This is a genomic window from Streptomyces sp. enrichment culture (assembly GCF_964272855.1).
Lineage (GTDB): Bacteria > Actinomycetota > Actinomycetes > Streptomycetales > Streptomycetaceae > Streptomyces.
This window is the reverse complement of record NZ_OZ186847.1, coordinates 3,359,297-3,375,154: the sequence shown is the minus strand read 5'-3', so window position 1 is coordinate 3,375,154 and position 15,858 is coordinate 3,359,297. Positions and strand designations below refer to the sequence as shown.

Annotated in this window: 12 protein-coding genes; 8 read left to right on the top strand and 4 right to left on the bottom strand. The window is 71.9% G+C overall.

Translation table 11 applies throughout. The features are described from left to right. Positions 1-49: 49 nt before the first annotated feature. The 4 genes from ACSU6L_RS14250 to ACSU6L_RS14235 all read right to left on the bottom strand — a co-directional run bounded on the left by ACSU6L_RS14250 (position 50) and on the right by ACSU6L_RS14235 (position 6,047). Positions 50-2,263, bottom strand: coding sequence for a polysaccharide pyruvyl transferase family protein (locus ACSU6L_RS14250; RefSeq protein WP_437056931.1), 2,214 nt, complete (start codon positions 2,261-2,263; stop codon positions 50-52). Beyond that, positions 2,260-3,528 (bottom strand): glycosyltransferase family 29 protein, encoded by a 1,269-nt coding sequence (locus tag ACSU6L_RS14245; RefSeq protein WP_437056929.1) that lies wholly within the window; start codon positions 3,526-3,528, stop codon positions 2,260-2,262. Before ACSU6L_RS14245 ends, ACSU6L_RS14250 begins: the two co-directional genes overlap by 4 nt. Positions 3,529-3,720: 192 nt before the next feature. After that, positions 3,721-5,061 carry an alpha-2,8-polysialyltransferase family protein gene (locus ACSU6L_RS14240; RefSeq protein ID WP_437056927.1) on the bottom strand — a complete coding sequence of 447 codons (1,341 nt, stop codon included), beginning with the start codon at positions 5,059-5,061 and terminating at the stop codon, positions 3,721-3,723. Continuing rightward, positions 5,061-6,047 (bottom strand): glycosyltransferase family 2 protein, encoded by a 987-nt coding sequence (locus ACSU6L_RS14235; RefSeq protein WP_437056925.1) that lies wholly within the window; start codon positions 6,045-6,047, stop codon positions 5,061-5,063. Before ACSU6L_RS14235 ends, ACSU6L_RS14240 begins: the two co-directional genes overlap by 1 nt. A 198-nt stretch (positions 6,048-6,245) precedes the next feature. Between ACSU6L_RS14235 and ACSU6L_RS14230 the strand changes: the two genes are divergently transcribed. The 8 genes from ACSU6L_RS14230 (at position 6,246) to ACSU6L_RS14195 (ending at position 15,701) form a co-directional block, all read left to right on the top strand. Beyond that, on the top strand, positions 6,246-7,607 hold the full coding sequence (locus ACSU6L_RS14230) for a DUF6716 putative glycosyltransferase (RefSeq protein WP_437056923.1): 1,362 nt from the start codon (positions 6,246-6,248) through the stop codon (positions 7,605-7,607). Between the two features lie 32 nt (positions 7,608-7,639). After that, on the top strand, positions 7,640-8,878 hold the full coding sequence (locus ACSU6L_RS14225; protein WP_437056921.1) for a cytidylyltransferase domain-containing protein: 1,239 nt from the start codon (positions 7,640-7,642) through the stop codon (positions 8,876-8,878). A gap of 14 nt (positions 8,879-8,892) precedes the next feature. Beyond that, entirely contained in the window at positions 8,893-9,831 is a 939-nt protein-coding gene (locus tag ACSU6L_RS14220) for an N-acetylneuraminate synthase family protein (protein ID WP_437056919.1), read from the top strand. Between the two features lie 48 nt (positions 9,832-9,879). Further along, on the top strand, positions 9,880-10,956 hold the full coding sequence (locus ACSU6L_RS14215) for a hypothetical protein (RefSeq protein ID WP_437056917.1): 1,077 nt from the start codon (positions 9,880-9,882) through the stop codon (positions 10,954-10,956). Positions 10,957-11,047: 91 nt separating this feature from the next. Beyond that, the gene (locus tag ACSU6L_RS14210; RefSeq protein WP_437056915.1) at positions 11,048-11,389 is read left to right on the top strand and encodes a DUF1330 domain-containing protein; all 342 of its coding nucleotides are present in this window, start codon (positions 11,048-11,050) and stop codon (positions 11,387-11,389) included. Between the two features lie 245 nt (positions 11,390-11,634). After that, the gene (locus ACSU6L_RS14205) at positions 11,635-12,867 is read left to right on the top strand and encodes an amidohydrolase (RefSeq protein ID WP_437064887.1); all 1,233 of its coding nucleotides are present in this window, start codon (positions 11,635-11,637) and stop codon (positions 12,865-12,867) included. A 417-nt stretch (positions 12,868-13,284) separates the two neighbouring features. Further along, a complete protein-coding gene (locus ACSU6L_RS14200; RefSeq protein ID WP_437056913.1) occupies positions 13,285-14,331 on the top strand; it encodes a BMP family lipoprotein in 1,047 nt (348 codons plus the stop codon). 323 nt (positions 14,332-14,654) lie between these two features. Next, positions 14,655-15,701: a BMP family lipoprotein gene (locus ACSU6L_RS14195; RefSeq protein ID WP_437056911.1), complete on the top strand. Its 1,047-nt coding sequence runs from the start codon at positions 14,655-14,657 to the stop codon at positions 15,699-15,701. Positions 15,702-15,858: the final 157 nt, after the last annotated feature.

The window sequence follows — 15,858 nt, the reverse complement described above, 5'->3', positions numbered from 1 at the left end:
GGTGCGGACAGGTGAATTCCGCGCTCGGTAAACGTGAATTCCTGGTGTCTCAGGCCTGACCGAAGATCTCCCGGAGTTCCTCGATGTTCGAACGGGTGGTCTTCCACAGCAGGTCCTGGGCACTGTGCACATCCGCCACGGCGGCCGTGTGGTCGTCCAGTACCGCCGCCGCCCGCTCGGCGAGCCGGGGGCCCAGCGACCGGTCGTGCACGGACAGCCCCCACTCCGGCCGGCCGATGTCGGCGAGGAAGTAGGCGAGTTTGGGGTGGGAGACGAGGCTGAGGATCGGGGTGCCGCAGCCGAACGGGATCATCCCCGCGTGCCCGCGCATCCCCACCACCAGCCGGGACCGGCGGTACAGATCGCGGATCCCGTCGTTCGACATGTCGTACAACTGTTCCACGGGCAGCGTGATGCCGTGCTCGCGGCGCAGGTCGTGCACGAACTTCTCGTCGGCGGGCATGTGCGCCGCGTACCGCACGTCCGCTCTGCCCCGCAGCTGCCTCAGCGCGGTGGCCATCTCGGCGAGGAAGTGGCCGTAGTCGTGGCCGAACCGCAGGCCCGCGCGGTCGTACGCGCAGTTCACCAGGACGGTGTCGGAGCGTTCCGCCGGGTCGGTCCAGCCCGGCACCAGATGCCGTGCCACCGTGGTCGGGCAGGGCTGATAGCGCACCCGGTCGCGCAGCCCGGCGGGCAGCAGCTCACGCACACGTTCGATCGAGCCGTGGTTGCGCAGCCCGAAGAACGCCGAGCGCTCGACGAGCGCCCGCAGGCTCTCCGCGAACCGGCCCCGGCGGTAGAGCTGTCCGTCGAACACGTTGTAGCCGACCGCGAACACCGCCAGCGGCGCGGTGATCCGGGCCAGCACGTCGTCCGGGATGTTCCACTGCCAGTGGCTGTTGCCGTTCGGGGAGGTGTCCGGCAGGAACAGCCCGCCGCCGCCCACGATCACCCCGCGCCGCGCGTTCAGCTGCTCCAGCGCCGCCTCGTCGACCAGCCGGTGCACCGGCTGTTGGTACCAGCGCCGCGGGCCGGTGTCCGTGTCGAAGCACATGCGCACGGCCTCGGGCAGGACCTTGTCACCGGCGTTCTCCTGCCCCTCGGCGAACAGCGCCACGTGCGCCAGCTGCTCGGCGGCCGGCGCCGGTTCCGGCTGCTCCGGCCGTCCCGGCGCGTCGGGACGGGTGCGGACGAACCAGGCGTGGCACCCGGCGTCGGTGGGGTCGGCCTCCAGACCGTCGCGGGCGTAGGCGTGCGCGTCCTCCTCCCGCCCGCACAACCAGGCCAGACGGGCCAGCTGGGCGAACGCGCGCGGGGCGACGTCGGGGGACGCCGCCGCCAGCAGCAGATGGGCCTCCGCCTCGTCGTAGCGGGACAGCGCCATCAGGCACAGGCCGAGCGTCTCCTGGCAGCGCGGCGCGTCCAGCCGGTCGCGCAGGACCGGGGCGAGGACGTCGACGGCCTCGTCGTAGCGGCCCTGCCTGCGGTACCCGTCGGCGACCGTCCGGGCCAGGTCGAGCGAGGGACGCGCCCGCAGCAGGGGCGGCGCGAAGTGCGCGAGGAGATCGGGGTGCTTGCCGCCCGGCAGGGCGCGGTAGGCGGCCCGGAAGTCCTCGTCGCTCATCTCGAAGCGGCGCCGCGCCTCGGTGGCCGGGCCGTACCCGGGCTCGTCGAAGGGGCCGGTGAAGCGCAGGACGGCGACGTGCGCGGGGACGGGCGTGTCGTCGTGGAGCCGCCGGGTGAGGAAGTCGTACCGCGCGTCGACCGGGACCAGGACCTCACCGAGCACGGCGTCCAGGTCGGCGTCACCGGTGAGCCGGTCCGCCACGGCGTCGGCCACGTCGGCGCGCTGGACGACCAGCAGGCCGTCCGGCCGGACGGAGCGCCCCCCGTCATCCGCCAACTGCGGAACCACACCGACTCCGTGACGCATCCGCAGCAGCTCGCCGAGGTCCCCGAGGACCACCATGGACGAGGTGAGGGCGATGACGGTGTCGTAGTCCGCCAGCCGGAAGACGTCCGTACGGCTGTCCGCGTGGCGCGTGACGATCCGCGGGTGCAGGGCGCGCAGCGCGTCGAACGCGGAGTCGGGCAGCCCGGGGTGCAGGACCACGAAGTCCTCGCACACGTCCGGGTTGGTCAGCGCCAGGCTGCGGATCAGCGGGGCGAGGTGGGGCAGCCGTTCGGCGTCGGTGTGGACGGCGAAGGCGATCCGGCGCTTGCCGGTGATGGTTCTGCGGTCGTCCGCGGAGGAGTGGGTCATCGCAGGGCGATCCTCATCTTGCTGTCGTCGACATGCGTCGCACGGTCCATGACCCACTCGGCCTCCCTCGGCCGCAGCCGGCCGGGCGGCTGGAAGCCGATGAGGTCCAGGCGGGGGCTGACGTCCAGGAAGTCCAGGAGCCGCAGGGTGGTGAAGGCGGTGCCGGTCCCGGCGTCCCAGCCGGTCTCACCCAGCAGTGCCGGGTCGGTCAGGGGCCGGCGCAGGGAGGCGTCACCGATGTGCTCCTGCGCCCCGGGGGAAAGGCGCTGCCGGACGGCGCGGCGCCACCCGGCGGCCGGGTCGCCGAACACCAGCCGGATCCCCGTCGGCCGGGTCCAGGCGGGCCCGTTCCACGGCGCGTCGCCCCGCAGCGTGACGGCGTGCAGGTCGGTGCGCTCGCCGGTGCCCTCCGCGCGGAGGCGGAAGGAGTCGCAGCGCACCACCAGGTCGTAGCGGTCGATCTCGGCGCCCAGCGTGCTCCGGGCGACCTCCTCGCCGTTCGCGACCACGCACACCGTGCGTCCCGCGATCAGGCCGCGCAGACCGGCGGCCCCGATCGGCGTGCTGCCGCCGGGCGCCGGGTCGGCAGGCCCGTCGCGCTCGACGAGCCGCCGGTACTCGCCGTACAGCCGCAGCAGGCGCCGCACCTCGTGGTGGCCCATGCCGTGCCGGGCCACCCGCGCGCGCACGAACGCGGCGAACTCCGTCGTGACGGCCGCGGTGGTCGCGGTCCGCTCGCCGGCCAGGTCGCGCAGCGGGGAACCGGCCTCGGGGAACACCGCGACGGCCGCCTCCACGCACGCCCGCCGACGCCGCAGGGTGTCGATCCGGCGGACGACCTCCGCCGCCGCGTCGGTGCCGCCCGCCAGCGTCAGATAGCGCTCGTAGCACTCCAGCGCCTCGGCGTCGCGGCCCAGCCCGTCCAGCGCCAGGCCGCGCAGCCGCCAGGCCCCCTTGGACCGCTGCCGGATCCGCGTCGCCGCCTCGGTGACCCCCAGGGCGAGGGCCTGCCCGTCCTCCCCGCCGGCCTCCAGCGCGCGCTCGCCCACCTGGAGCAGGGCGTCGAAGGGGTCCGCCGACGAGGTGTCGTCCAGGGACGTCGCGAGGACGCCGATCGCCTGGACGAGCCGGGCCTGCCCGGGAGCGGACCCGTCGCCCCGCGCCGCGAGGTACTCGCCGCACAGACGCATGTTCCGGGCGTACAGGTCCAGCCTGGCGGCCTCCTTCTGCCGTGCCTTGAACAATCCCGCCAGGGGGTTCGTCATGGGGTTCCACCGTTCGTTCGACCGGAGGCCGAATGTGCCCCAAGGCCCCTGGACGCGGGTGGCTTCACGGTGGACGGCAGGTGAACACTCCCGGCGCGAACGGCTCGGCGCCGCGTGAGCGCCGGATCAGCGCCGCAGCAGCGCCGCAGCAGCGCCGCGTCAACGCCGGATCAGCGCCGGATCAGCTCTGTATCAGCGCCGTACGGCTTTCAGAATCACCCGCCCGCGGTGCACAACCCGGCGGGCGGTGGAGTTGCGCGGCAGGAACGCCAGCCGTTGCGGCAGCCCGCCGGGCAGCCCCAGCGCGGTCAGCCGGCGCCGCTTGAAGTAGGGCTGTGTACGGGGACCGAAGTGGCGGGCCAGGAACTCCTCGGCCGCGGGCCGCAGCGAGGGGTAGACCTGCGGCTGCATGGCGAAACCCATGGCCGTGACGAGACCGGGGAGCAGTTCGGCGGGCAGGCCCGGCGCGTCCCGGCCGGGCGACTCCAGGTCCGGCAGCAGCGCGTGGGCGAGGGCGACGGGGACGCGGTTGCTGTTCTGGAACGGCGCCAGCCGGTCCAGCAGCATCCCGGTGCCGATGCGGGCGACCGGCAGGTCGTGGAACACGGACGCGGTGAACAGGGCCGTCGAGAAACAGCCGACCACCAGCGCGGGCCGCGCCTTCGCGTACAGCACCTCGGCGAGCACGGGGGTGTCGACGACGACCAGGTCGACGCCGAGCCGTTCGGCCTCCGCCTGGAGGGCCAGGCTGTAGCCGGCCGGGGCCGTGGGGTGCGGCTTGAACACCACGGAACGGTGCCCGCGTCCGACGGCTCCGCGCAGCATCCGCAGATGCAGCTCCTCCTCCTCGGCGGGGGTGAGGATGTCCAGCGCGGAGAGGTACTGGCCGAGCAGCAGTGCCGCGCCGTCCGGCACGGCGGGCAGGTCGCCCGCGGCGCCGGTGAGGTCGCCCATCACCTTCAGGAAGGCGTCGGTGGGCACCACCTCCGCCGGCACGTCGAACTCGGTCAGCAGCATCGGCTTCAGCCCCGCCACCAGGTCCAGATGGAGCAGCCGCCGCACGCGCGTGCCGACCAGCGGGTCGAGCTTGTTGCGGGTGGGGCCGTAGCTCATCAGGCCGTCGGCGTAGACGTGCAGGGGGGCGTCGGTGAAGATCTGCGCCAGCCCGAGCGCCGGATTGACCTGGAGGGACTCCACGACCAGTTCGACCCGGTCGTCGCCCAGCCGCCACAACTGCCGCAGATAGCGCTCGAACAGCGGCAGGTCGTCGCCGCGCGGCTGCCAGGCACCGGGGTGGAAGGGGCGGATCGCCTCGTTGTACGACAGCACCTCGCCGAAGTGGTCGCGCAGCGCGCCGAAGCCCGGCATCTCGTCGACGGCCGGGGTGGTCTCCGGCGTCGCCGAGTTGTTGAACACCAGCAGCACCCGGCGGCCCGGCTCCGGCTCCGCGAAGCAGCCGGAGTCGAGCGCGGCGGCGAGCGTGGCCGCGCCGTACAGCGTGGAGACGCAGAAGATCTGGGTGGTACGGGACATCAGGCAGCCGCCTTCCCATTGGTGATCCGGCGCCGCAGCCGCCGCAGCCTGGCGGCGCGCTGGAAGTCCATGGTGTCGAGCACGTCACCGAGGGCGTTCTGCGGCATGCGCTTCATGGCCGCCGCGCACATGACCCGCAGCTGCTTGGCCACGGCCGGCTCGAACTTCTCGATCTCCGAGAGATGGTGGGCGATGATCGCGCAGTAGGTGCGCACCGCCTTCGGCAGCAGCCGGTCGGCGTCACGGTCCGCGGCGGTCTCCCCGACGACCTGGTCGAAGGCACGGATGAAGTCCAGCTGGCGGACGTCGCCGATCTGGGTGAGCGACCCGGCGACCCCGCGCCGGTAGAACACGCCGAGCAGCCCCACCACGGCGAACGACTCCGCCTCCCGGTGCAGCTTCCAGATCCACGGCCGGTCCTCGGCCGTGCGCAGCCCGTCGGTGAAGTGCAGCAGGCCCCGGTCGAGCAGCCGCCGGTGGAAGGCGCCGGCCCAGGCGTAGGCGTAGTCGACCGACGTGGTGCGGTCGGCCGGCAGGATCGCCTCGCGTGGGTTCAGCACCTCCCCGCGCCGTCCGACCGGCGCCCGGTGCACGGAGCGGGCCCGCGCGGTCGCCTGGACGTGGTCGGTGCGCACGAAGTCGCAGCCCAGCCCCTCGATGGCGGCGACCAGCTCGGGCAGGTAGCCGGGGGCGAGCCAGTCGTCACCGTCCAGGAAGGCCAGGTACTCGCCGGTCGCCACGTCGAGGCCGGTGTTGCGCGCGGTGGCGAGTCCGCCGTTCTCCTCCCGGCGGATACAGCGCACCTGCGCGAGCCCGGAAAGTTCTTCGGCCGCGCGTTCGAGAATGGCCGGTGTTTCGTCCTTCGATTTGTCGTCGACCAGGATGAACTCGAAGTCCGGGCGAGCATTTGCGCGAAGGCTTCTGAGGGTGTCCGGGGCGAATTGCTGAACGTTGTAGAAGGGCACGATCACGGAGAGCTTTGGCACCCGAGAAAGCCTAGGAGGCGGCCCGGCTGCGGAACTTTCCGGTGCCGGTACGGGGGGTGAACTCCATGTGTCGGAACGGTGCATGCCGTGTACTTCCCGGGCTGCGACGAGCCAGTTCGGCTCTCGGTGGGGTGCTGTTAACTTTTTGTTGAGTCACGGTTGGGCCATAACTCGGAATCGCTTCCTAGCGTCTTCCGTGTGCCAGCAAGTACAACGAAGCCCACCCGGATCGCGGTACTCGCGGACTCCGACACCCGCTGGAAATGGGGTGCGCTGACCGCGGACCGCATCGTTCCGGTTCCGTCCGTGGAAGCCGCCACCGCGGACGCGGCGCAAGCCGCCCCGGTCCTGGACGGATTCCTGCTGCGCGGCCGCGCCACCCCCACCCCACGGCAACTCGCCGAGGTGGGCGTACGCGCCGACTCCCTGCGCGAGGTCACCGCCGTCGAGTTCCTGCGCACCATGGCGCAGGAGTCGTACGACGTCCTCGTCCTCGCGCTGGTCGGCGGGGGTGTCCAGGCCATGCTGCACGGACTGAAGCGGGTGTGGGAGGACCGGGCGGACCGGCCCGTCGTCGTCACCGGCTACGTCGGCGTCGTCTACGAGAAGCTCGCCGACGGCCTGCTCCTGCGGCACGGCGCGGACCTCGTCCTCGCCAACTCCCGCCAGGACGCGGAGCGGTTCCGCGCCGTGTACGACGGGGTCGGTGCCGACTCCTCCGCCGTGACCGAGGTGGCGCTCCCGTTCCTCGGCGGCGCGCCCTACGCGGGCGAACACGACCCGTACACGGTCGTCTTCGCCGCCCAGCCGTCCGTCCCGGACAGCCGCAAGGACCGCACGTACCTCCTCGACCGGCTCGTCCGGCACGCCCGGCTGCACCCCGAGCGCGAGGTGCTGCTGAAGCTGCGCTCCAAGCCCGGCGAACACACCACGCACATCGAGGAACTGCCCTACCAGAAGCTGGCGCAGAAGCTCGACCTGCCACCCAACTTCCGCCTGGTGTACGGCAACATGGGCGAGGTCCTGGACCGCACCGACCTGCTGGTCACGGTCAGCTCCACGGCCGCGCTGGAGTCCCTGCACCGCCGCGTGCCCACCGTCGTCCTCACCGACCTCGGCATCCGCGAGGCGCTGGGCAACCACCACTTCGTCGGGTCCGGCTGCCTCGCCTCCTGGGACCAGCTCGACGCCGGCCACCGGCCGGTGCCGGACCCCGGCTGGGTGGCCCGGCAGGGCGTCGCCGCTGGGGGTACCCCCTCTGGGGGAGACGAGTACGCCACCGCCTTCGACGCGGCCCGCGAACGCATCGCCAAGCTGCTCGCCGCGGACGCGCTGCCCCCGCTCACCCCGTACTACACACCGGCGACCGCCCCCGGCTACCTGCCCGGCATCCTCGCCCGCCACCACCTCGGCCCCGACGGCACCCCGCTGCCCGGCGCCCCCGCCCACGACAAGGACCCCGGCCCGGTCCGCCAGATGGTCCGCCGCGCGGCCCGCGGCGCCTACCGGCACGGCGTGCAGCGGGTGGCCCCGGTGATCCGGCGGATGGGCGAGCTGTGAGCCGTGCGATCCCACTTCAAGGAGTAGAGCCCATGTCCCACCCGCAGACGGGCACAGGCGCCGCCCTGCGCCGGGTGCTCGCGGTGATTCCCGCGCGCGGCGGCTCCAAGGGCGTGCCCGCGAAGAACCTCGCCCCGGTCGGCGGTGTTCCGCTGGTCGCCCGCGCGGTCCGCGAATGCCGGGCGACCCGGCTGGTGACCGACGTCGTGGTGTCGACGGACGACCAGGCCATCGCCGAGGCGGCCCGCGCGGCCGGCGCCGAGGTCGTGCTGCGCCCCGCCGCCATCGCCGGCGACACGGCCACCTCCGAGGCGGCCGTCCTGCACGCCATGGACACGCACGAGGCGCTGCACGGCTCCCCGGTCGACGTGGTGCTGCTCGTCCAGTGCACCAGCCCCTTCCTGGTCCGCGAGGACGTCGACGGGGTCGCGGCGGCCGTCGCGGAGAACGGCGCCGACACGGCCGTCACCGTCGCGCCCTTCCACGGCTTCGTCTGGCGCGACGCCCCCGACGGCGACGACGGGGGCGCCTTCGGCGTCAACCACGACAAGTCGTTCCGCCCCCGCCGCCAGGACCGCCCCCAGGACCTGCTGGAGACCGGCGCCGCCTACGCGATGGACGCGCCCGGCTTCCGCAAGCACCAGCACCGCTTCTTCGGCCGTACGGAACTGGTGCGCACGGACCCGGCACGGGTCCTGGAGATCGACGACCCGCACGACCTCGCCCGCGCCAGGGCCCTCGCGCCGCTGTTCGACGCGGAACGGCCCGGCGCCCTGCCGACCGCCGACGACATCGACGCGGTCGTACTCGACTTCGACGGCACCCAGACGGACGACCGGGTGCTGATCGACTCCGACGGACGGGAGCTCGTCTCCGTGCACCGCGGCGACGGACTCGGCATCGCGGCCCTGCGCAGGTCGGGCCTGAAGCTGCTGATCCTGTCCACGGAACAGAACCCGGTCGTCGCCGCGCGGGCCCGGAAGCTCAAGCTCCCGGTGCTGCACGGCATCGACCGCAAGGACCTCGCGCTCAAGCAGTGGTGCGAGGAACAGGGCATCGCGCCGGAGCGCGTGCTCTACGTCGGCAACGACGTCAACGACCTGGGCTGCTTCGCCCTCGTCGGCTGGCCCGTAGCGGTCGCCGGCGCCCACGACGTCGTTCGCGGCGCCGCACGCGCGGTCACCACCGTCCCCGGTGGCGACGGCGCGATCCGAGAGATCGCCGGCTGGATCCTCGGACCCTCTCTCGACTCTCCCGCCCCCACCAAGTAAGGAACGTTCCAGTCATGAGCACCAACTCCCGTCTGCGCACGCTCGGTTCCCGCGAGGCCGGCCCCGGCCGCCCCGTCTACATCACCGGCGAGATCGGCATCAACCACAACGGCGAGCTGGAGAACGCCTTCAAGCTGATCGACGCGGCCGCCGAGGCGGGCTGCGACGCGGTCAAGTTCCAGAAGCGCACCCCGGAGATCTGCACCCCGCGCGACCAGTGGGACATCGAGCGCGACACCCCCTGGGGCCGGATGACCTACATCGACTACCGCCATCGCGTGGAGTTCGGCGAGGACGAGTACCGCCAGATCGACGAGTACTGCAAGGAGAAGGGGATCGACTGGTTCGCCTCCCCGTGGGACACCGAGGCCGTCGCCTTCCTGGAGAAGTTCGACGTCCCCGCCCACAAGGTGGCCTCCGCCTCCCTCACGGACGACGAACTGCTGCGCGCCCTGCGCGCCACCGGCCGCACGATCATCCTCTCCACCGGCATGTCCACCCCGAAGCAGATCCGCCACGCGGTCGAGGTCCTGGGCAGCGACAACATCCTGCTCTGCCACGCCACCTCCACCTACCCGGCGAAGGCCGAGGAGCTGAACCTCCGCGTGATCAACACGCTGGAGAAGGAGTACCCGAACGTCCCGATCGGCTACTCCGGCCACGAGACCGGCCTGCAGACCACCCTCGCCGCCGTCGCCCTCGGCGCCGTCTTCGTCGAGCGCCACATCACCCTCGACCGCGCCATGTGGGGCTCCGACCAGGCCGCCTCCGTCGAGCCGCAGGGCCTTTCCCGCCTGGTCCGCGACATCCGCACCATCGAGGCCTCCCTCGGTGACGGCGTGAAGAAGGTCTACGACTCCGAGCTGGGCCCGATGAAGAAGCTGCGCCGCGTGACCGGCGTGGTCGCCGAGGCCGAGATCGCCGCGGCGGCGGGCGAGCCCGTCACCGTCTGACCGAGCCGAACCCCTACAACCCCCATACGACGGGACGGTCGTACGCCGATGAGCCCCCGCGCCGGTCATGCCGGCCCGAATGCCGGACCGCACACCCTCGCGTTCGTCGAGAGTCCGGTACAGCTGCTGAACGTGCTGGAGTGGGCGCACGCCCACGCGCCCGGCGCGGGGCTCACCCTGGTGGTCCTGTCGCCCGTCGACCCGATGACCCGCGGCCAGCTGCGCCGGATGGCGGAGCTGGCCCGTCAGGAGGGCCACGAGGTCCGCTGGGAGGAGGCGCGCGGCGGCGCGCTGGCACCCTTCCAGACGGTCGGCGGGCTCACGGGGGCGCTGCGCCGCGCGGACCGCATCGTCATGGGGGACCCGTTCTCGCGCTACGTCCAGCTGCTGCTGACCATCACCCGGGCCCGTGACCTGGTCGTCGTCGACGACGGCACGGCGACCATGGAGTTCGTCACCCAGCTGGCCCGCGGCGAACGCCTGGTCCGCTGGCACCGCAAGGGCACCCGCCCCGGGCCCCGCGACCTGGCGTTCGCCCCGGTGTCGTCCTCGGCCCGCCGCCGTCTCACCCCGGCGGCGGACCGCAGGGTCGAGATCTTCTCCTCCATGCCCATCGAGGAGACCCCGGGCGGGGTGACCGTCCGGGCCAACGACTTCTCCTGGACCCGGGCCCGCTTCGGCCCGCCCCGCATCACCAAGGGCGCCGACATGGTCGGCACCTCCCTGGTGGAGACCGGGGTCGTCGACGGCGACCGCTACCTGGCCGCCGTGACCTCCCTGGCCCGCGCCCACGGCGCGCTGCGCTACTTCGCCCACCGCCGCGAGAGCGCGGAGAAACTCCACCGGCTGGCGGTGGAGACCGGCCTGGAGGTGGTCCGCCCCGACCTCCCGCTGGAGCTGATCGCCCGCCGGGGCCCGATCGGCCGTACGATCCTCAGCTTCCCCTCGACCGTCGTCCACACCCTCCCGCTGGCCCTCGCCGGCACCGAGGTCCGCGTCGCGGTCTGTGACATCGATCCTGCCTGGCTCACCCGCACGGCCTCCCCGCGCGCCCAGGGTTTCCTGGACGGGGTGACGGGGACGGCCCGGGACGTGCACCGGCTGTCGGCGGTCCAGGCGGTGTAGGGGCGGCGGGCGCTTACCTCTGGGGTAATCGCGGCGGTACGGCCCCCTGGCTACGGTCGGGCGGACCACCCGTTCGGCCGAAGGAGGCCCCGTGCCCGCCTATGGTCTCGCCCATCTGCGCAGCCGCCGGCACCATCCCGACATCCTGGAGTACCTGCGCCGCATCCAGGCCACCCTCGACCCCTTCCAGGGCCGGTTCGTCGTCCACGGCCCGCCGGCGGGGGTACTCGAGGGCAGCTGGCCCGGCAGCATCGTGCTGATCGAGTTCCCGGATCTGGACATGGCCCGCGCCTGGTACGCCTCACCGGCCTACCAGGCGATCCTCCGGCTGCGCACCGACCACATCCAGGGCGACGTCGTCCTGGCCGACGGCGTCGGCCCGGCCTACGACCCCGCCGCGCGGGCGGAAAAACTCCGTGCGGAGCAGCCGTAGCCGTGTTCCGGTGGGTGAACGGAAAAGCGTGGGTGGGGCAGGGCGTGGTATCCGTGGAGAAGTGGGTGGGCCTCGCACCGGTCCGGACGGTCGTCGCGGTCGGCCGAACCGCGCGAGTTTACCCACCCCACCTGGTACCTATGCGCACGGCGGTCAGATTTTCTTCCCCTAACGGGCTGATTTTTTGTTGATCTCAGGACAGTCGGCCGCCCGGGCGTCCTACCCTTCAGAGGGTGAAGCAATTGATGTCACTGGAGTCCGAGGCCGACCTCCCCGGCGAAGCGGTGCTGCCGGGCACGCTGCCGGAACACCTGCGAGCCGAGCTCGTCGCGTTCCGCCGCGACCTGCACATGCACCCGGAGCTGGGCAACCAGGAGTTCCGCACCACCAAGGCGATCAAGGCCCGCCTGGAGCAGGCCGGCCTCAAGCCCCGGGTACTCCCGGCCGGCACCGGCCTCGTCTGTGACATCGGCGCCGACGGCGGGCAGTGGAGCGGCGGCCCCGAGATGCTGGCGATGCGCGCCGACATCGACGCGCTGCCGATCCCGGACGCCAAGACCGAGTGCGCCTACCGGTCGACGGTCCCGGACCGCTGCCACGCCTGCGGTCACGACGTCCACACGACGGTCGTCCTCGGCGCCGGGCTGCTCCTCGCCGAGCTGCACCAGCAGGGCCTGCTGCCGCGCCCCGTCCGGCTGATCTTCCAGCCCGCCGAGGAAGTCCTCCCCGGCGGCGCCGCCGAGGCCATCGAGAGCGGGGCGCTGGACGGGGTGGCCCGGATCATCGCCGTGCACTGCGACCCGCGCGTCGACGCCGGGCGCATCGGACTGCGGCACGGCCCGATCACCTCCGCCTGCGACCGGCTGGAGATCGCCCTGGACGGCCCCGGCGGCCACACCGCCCGCCCCCACCTGACGACCGACCTGGTCACGGCGGTGGCCCGGGTGGTCACCGACGTCCCCGCGATCGTCGCCCGCCGCGTGGACGCCCGCAGCGGCCTCTCGGTCACCTGGGGCCGGATCGAGTCCGGCCACGCCCCGAACGTCATCCCGCAGCACGCCGAGCTGTCGGGCACCGTCCGCTGCCTCGACCTGGAGGCCTGGCGGCAGGCGCCGGACCTGGTGCACGCGGCGATCGACGAGGTCGCGGGCCTGCACCGGGCCAAGTCGGAGATCAACTACGTCCGGGGCGTCCCGCCGGTGGTCAACGAACCCGGCGTCACCGAACTGCTCCGCGACGCGATGACCATCCGCCGCGGCCTGGACTCCGTCGAGGGCACCGAGCAGAGCCTCGGCGGCGAGGACTTCTCCTGGTACCTGGAGCACGTCCCGGGCGCGATGGCACGCCTCGGTGTCCGGGTCCCCGGCGAGCGCACCGTCCGTGATCTCCACCAGGGCGACTTCGACGTCGACGAGCACGCGATCACGGTCGGCGTGGAACTCTTCACCGCGGCAGCCCTGCTGGACGGCGGCCGCTAGGGGACGTCTCGCCGAGCATGCCGGGCTCGCGGCGCCTGGCACCGCGCCTCGCCGCGTTGTCGTCGGTCCCCGATTCCCCCAAGCTCTCGGCTCCGCTCGAGCAGGGGGACCCCCATCGCATCGGCTCCCTCCTCCGCCTTGCGATGCACGGCACCAGGCGCCGCTCCCTGATCCGGCCTGATCGACGAGACACCCCCTAGGGGGTGTCTCGCCGGGCTTGTGCCCGGCGGGCCCTGGATGCAGCCTGGATATGTCCGGAGCACACCTTTCGAGCCGGTGGTTCACCCGCACGTAACGGGCCACCGGCACGAATGGATAACGGCCACGGGGAACCCCGTTCCCTGGAGTTTCTACGCGCGTTAATGTGCGCCGGAACCGAGCGCCCACTGCGGGGCTTTGGAGAATGGGGAACTTCAGATGCGTCGGATATCCAGACTGACCCGCGTCGCGGTGGGGGTCGCGTCGCTCGCGCTCGCCGCCTCCGCCTGTGGTGGCACCAGCGGTGAGAGCGGCGGTGACGGCGAGAAGGAGAACCTCGGTCTCGCCATCGCGTACGACATCGGCGGCAAGGGCGACCAGTCCTTCAACGACGCCGCGTACGCCGGTCTGACCAAGGCCAAGGACGAGTTCGGCTACAAGACCGCCGACATCGAGCCCACCGAGGGCGAGACGGACGCCGACAAGGAGCAGCGCCTGGCGTCCCTCGCGAAGCAGGGCTACAACCCGGTGATCGGCGTCGGCTTCGCCTACGGCCCCGCCATGGAGGCCGTCGCCAAGGACTACCCGGACACCACCTTCGGCATCGTCGACTCGGTCGTCGAGGGCGACAACGTCGCCTCCCTGGTCTTCGCCGAGGAGCAGGCCTCCTACCTCGCGGGTGTCGCGGCCGCCAAGGCCACCAAGACGAACACCGTCGGGTTCATCGGCGGTGTGGACATCCCGCTGATCCACAAGTTCGAGGCCGGCTTCGAGCAGGGCGTCAAGGCGACGAACCCCAAGGTGAAGGTGCTCTCCCAGTACCTGACCCAGACGGCCGAGGAGGGCGGCTTCTCCAGCCCCGACAAGGGCAAGGCCGCCGCCGAGGGCCAGATCGAGAAGAAGGCCGACGTCGTCTACCAGGCGGCCGGTCTCTCCGGGCAGGGCGTGATCGAGGCCGCCGCCAAGGCGCAGGTCTGGGCGATCGGTGTCGACTCCGACCAGTACCAGCAGGAAGCCCTCGCGTCGTACAAGAAGTTCATCCTCACCTCCGCCCTGAAGGACGTCGGCGGCGCGGTCTACACGCTCGCCAAGTCCGTCGAGGACGGCAAGCCGCTGACCGGCACCCAGACCTTCGACCTGAAGGTCAACGGCGTCGGCCTCGCCGAGAGCAACCCCGAGTTCGCCAAGGTCGAGGGCCTGACGGACGCCGTGGCCAAGGCCAAGGAGGGCATCACCTCCGGCCAGATCAAGGTCAAGACCGAGTAACGGCTCACGTCGCGACCAGGCCGCCCGGCTGAAAAGGGCGAACCCGGTCGTACCGATCGGAAGCGGGCGGGCACCCACGGTGTCCGCCCGCTTCGCCGTTCCCGCCCCAGGTCACCCACCGCCACCCGCCCTACGCGCTCGGCGAGCCCGCTCCCGTGTGCTCCGTGGCGTTGGCCACGGCCGGATAACAAGGTGGACAGAAGGGGTTTTCAGGCAGGTCTACGCGCGTTAATCTGCGGCGAAGCCAGCGCCGATGCTGAACCGTGCGGCGCTAAGCGATCCCGGAGCAGTCCGGGCACGCCAGTACGACAGGAGCACCACACATGCGCCGGGTTTCCCGTATCGCGGTCGCGGGCGCAGCGACCGCCTCCCTCGCCCTCGCTCTCTCCGCCTGCGGCGGCACCTCCACCGAGAGCAGCTCGTCCTCGGACAGCGACAAGGGCCTCGCCATCGCTTACGACGTCGGCGGCAAGGGCGACCAGTCCTTCAACGACGCCGCGTACGCGGGCCTGGAGCAGGCGAAGAAGGCGTTCAAGTACGAGACGGCGGACATTGAGCCCACCGAGGGCGAGACCGACGCCGACAAGCAGCAGCGTCTGGAGTCGCTGGCCAAGCAGGGCTACAACCCGGTCATCGGTGTCGGCTACGCCTACGCCTCCGCCATCAAGGGCGCCGCCGAGAAGTACCCGGACACCACCTTCGGCATCGTCGACGACTCCACGGTCGAGGCGAAGAACGTCGCCGACCTGGTGTTCTCCGAGGAGCAGGCCTCCTACCTGGCCGGCGTCGCCGCCGCCAAGTCCACCAAGACCGACGTCGTCGGCTTCGTCGGCGGTGTGGACATCCCGCTGATCCACAAGTTCCAGGCGGGCTTCGAGCAGGGCGTCAAGGACACCGACCCGAAGGTGAAGGTGCTCTCCCAGTACCTGACCCAGACGGCCGAGGAGGGCGGCTTCTCCAGCCCCGACAAGGGCAAGACGGCCGCCGAGGGCCAGATCGAGAAGAAGGCCGACATCGTCTACGCGGCCGCCGGTCTCTCCGGTCAGGGCGTCATCGAGGCCGCCGCAGCCAACAAGGTGTGGGCGATCGGTGTCGACTCCGACCAGTACCAGCAGGAAGCCCTCGCCAAGTACAAGGACTCGATCCTCACCTCGGCCATGAAGGACGTGGCCAAGGCGGTCTACAACCTTGCGAAGTCGGTCGAGGACGGCAAGCCGCAGACCGGTATCGTTCGTGGCGATCTGAAGTCCGGTGAGGTGAGCCTGTCGAACTCCAACCCGAAGTTCGCGGACGACGCCGAGGTCCAGAAGGCCGTCCAGACCGCCAAGGAGAAGATCATCAGCGGCGAGATCAAGGTCAAGTCCAGCTGATCCGCAAGACCCTGAGCACTGTGTAACCGCGGGGTTACGTCCGCTCAACGGGGTACGGGGAGGCTGTCTCCCCGTACCCCGTTGTCGCGGTGCGTCGCCCCCTTTCGATGCCGTAGGGGCGCTACGCGCGTAGACGACCCCCGTCCCCAGGAGAGTG

Bases quoted from the DNA above. Each gene is read 5' to 3' on its own strand.
- ACSU6L_RS14250 (WP_437056931.1), bottom strand. From the start codon at position 2,263: ATGACCCACTCCTCCGCGGACGACCGCAGAACCATCACCGGCAAGCGC.
- ACSU6L_RS14245 (WP_437056929.1), bottom strand. From the start codon at position 3,528: ATGACGAACCCCCTGGCGGGATTGTTCAAGGCACGGCAGAAGGAGGCC.
- ACSU6L_RS14240 (WP_437056927.1), bottom strand. From the start codon at position 5,061: ATGTCCCGTACCACCCAGATCTTCTGCGTCTCCACGCTGTACGGCGCG.
- ACSU6L_RS14225 (WP_437056921.1), top strand. From the start codon at position 7,640: ATGTCCCACCCGCAGACGGGCACAGGCGCCGCCCTGCGCCGGGTGCTC.
- ACSU6L_RS14220 (WP_437056919.1), top strand. From the start codon at position 8,893: ATGAGCACCAACTCCCGTCTGCGCACGCTCGGTTCCCGCGAGGCCGGC.
- ACSU6L_RS14215 (WP_437056917.1), top strand. From the start codon at position 9,880: ATGAGCCCCCGCGCCGGTCATGCCGGCCCGAATGCCGGACCGCACACC.
- ACSU6L_RS14205 (WP_437064887.1), top strand. From the start codon at position 11,635: ATGTCACTGGAGTCCGAGGCCGACCTCCCCGGCGAAGCGGTGCTGCCG.
- ACSU6L_RS14200 (WP_437056913.1), top strand. From the start codon at position 13,285: ATGCGTCGGATATCCAGACTGACCCGCGTCGCGGTGGGGGTCGCGTCG.
- ACSU6L_RS14195 (WP_437056911.1), top strand. From the start codon at position 14,655: ATGCGCCGGGTTTCCCGTATCGCGGTCGCGGGCGCAGCGACCGCCTCC.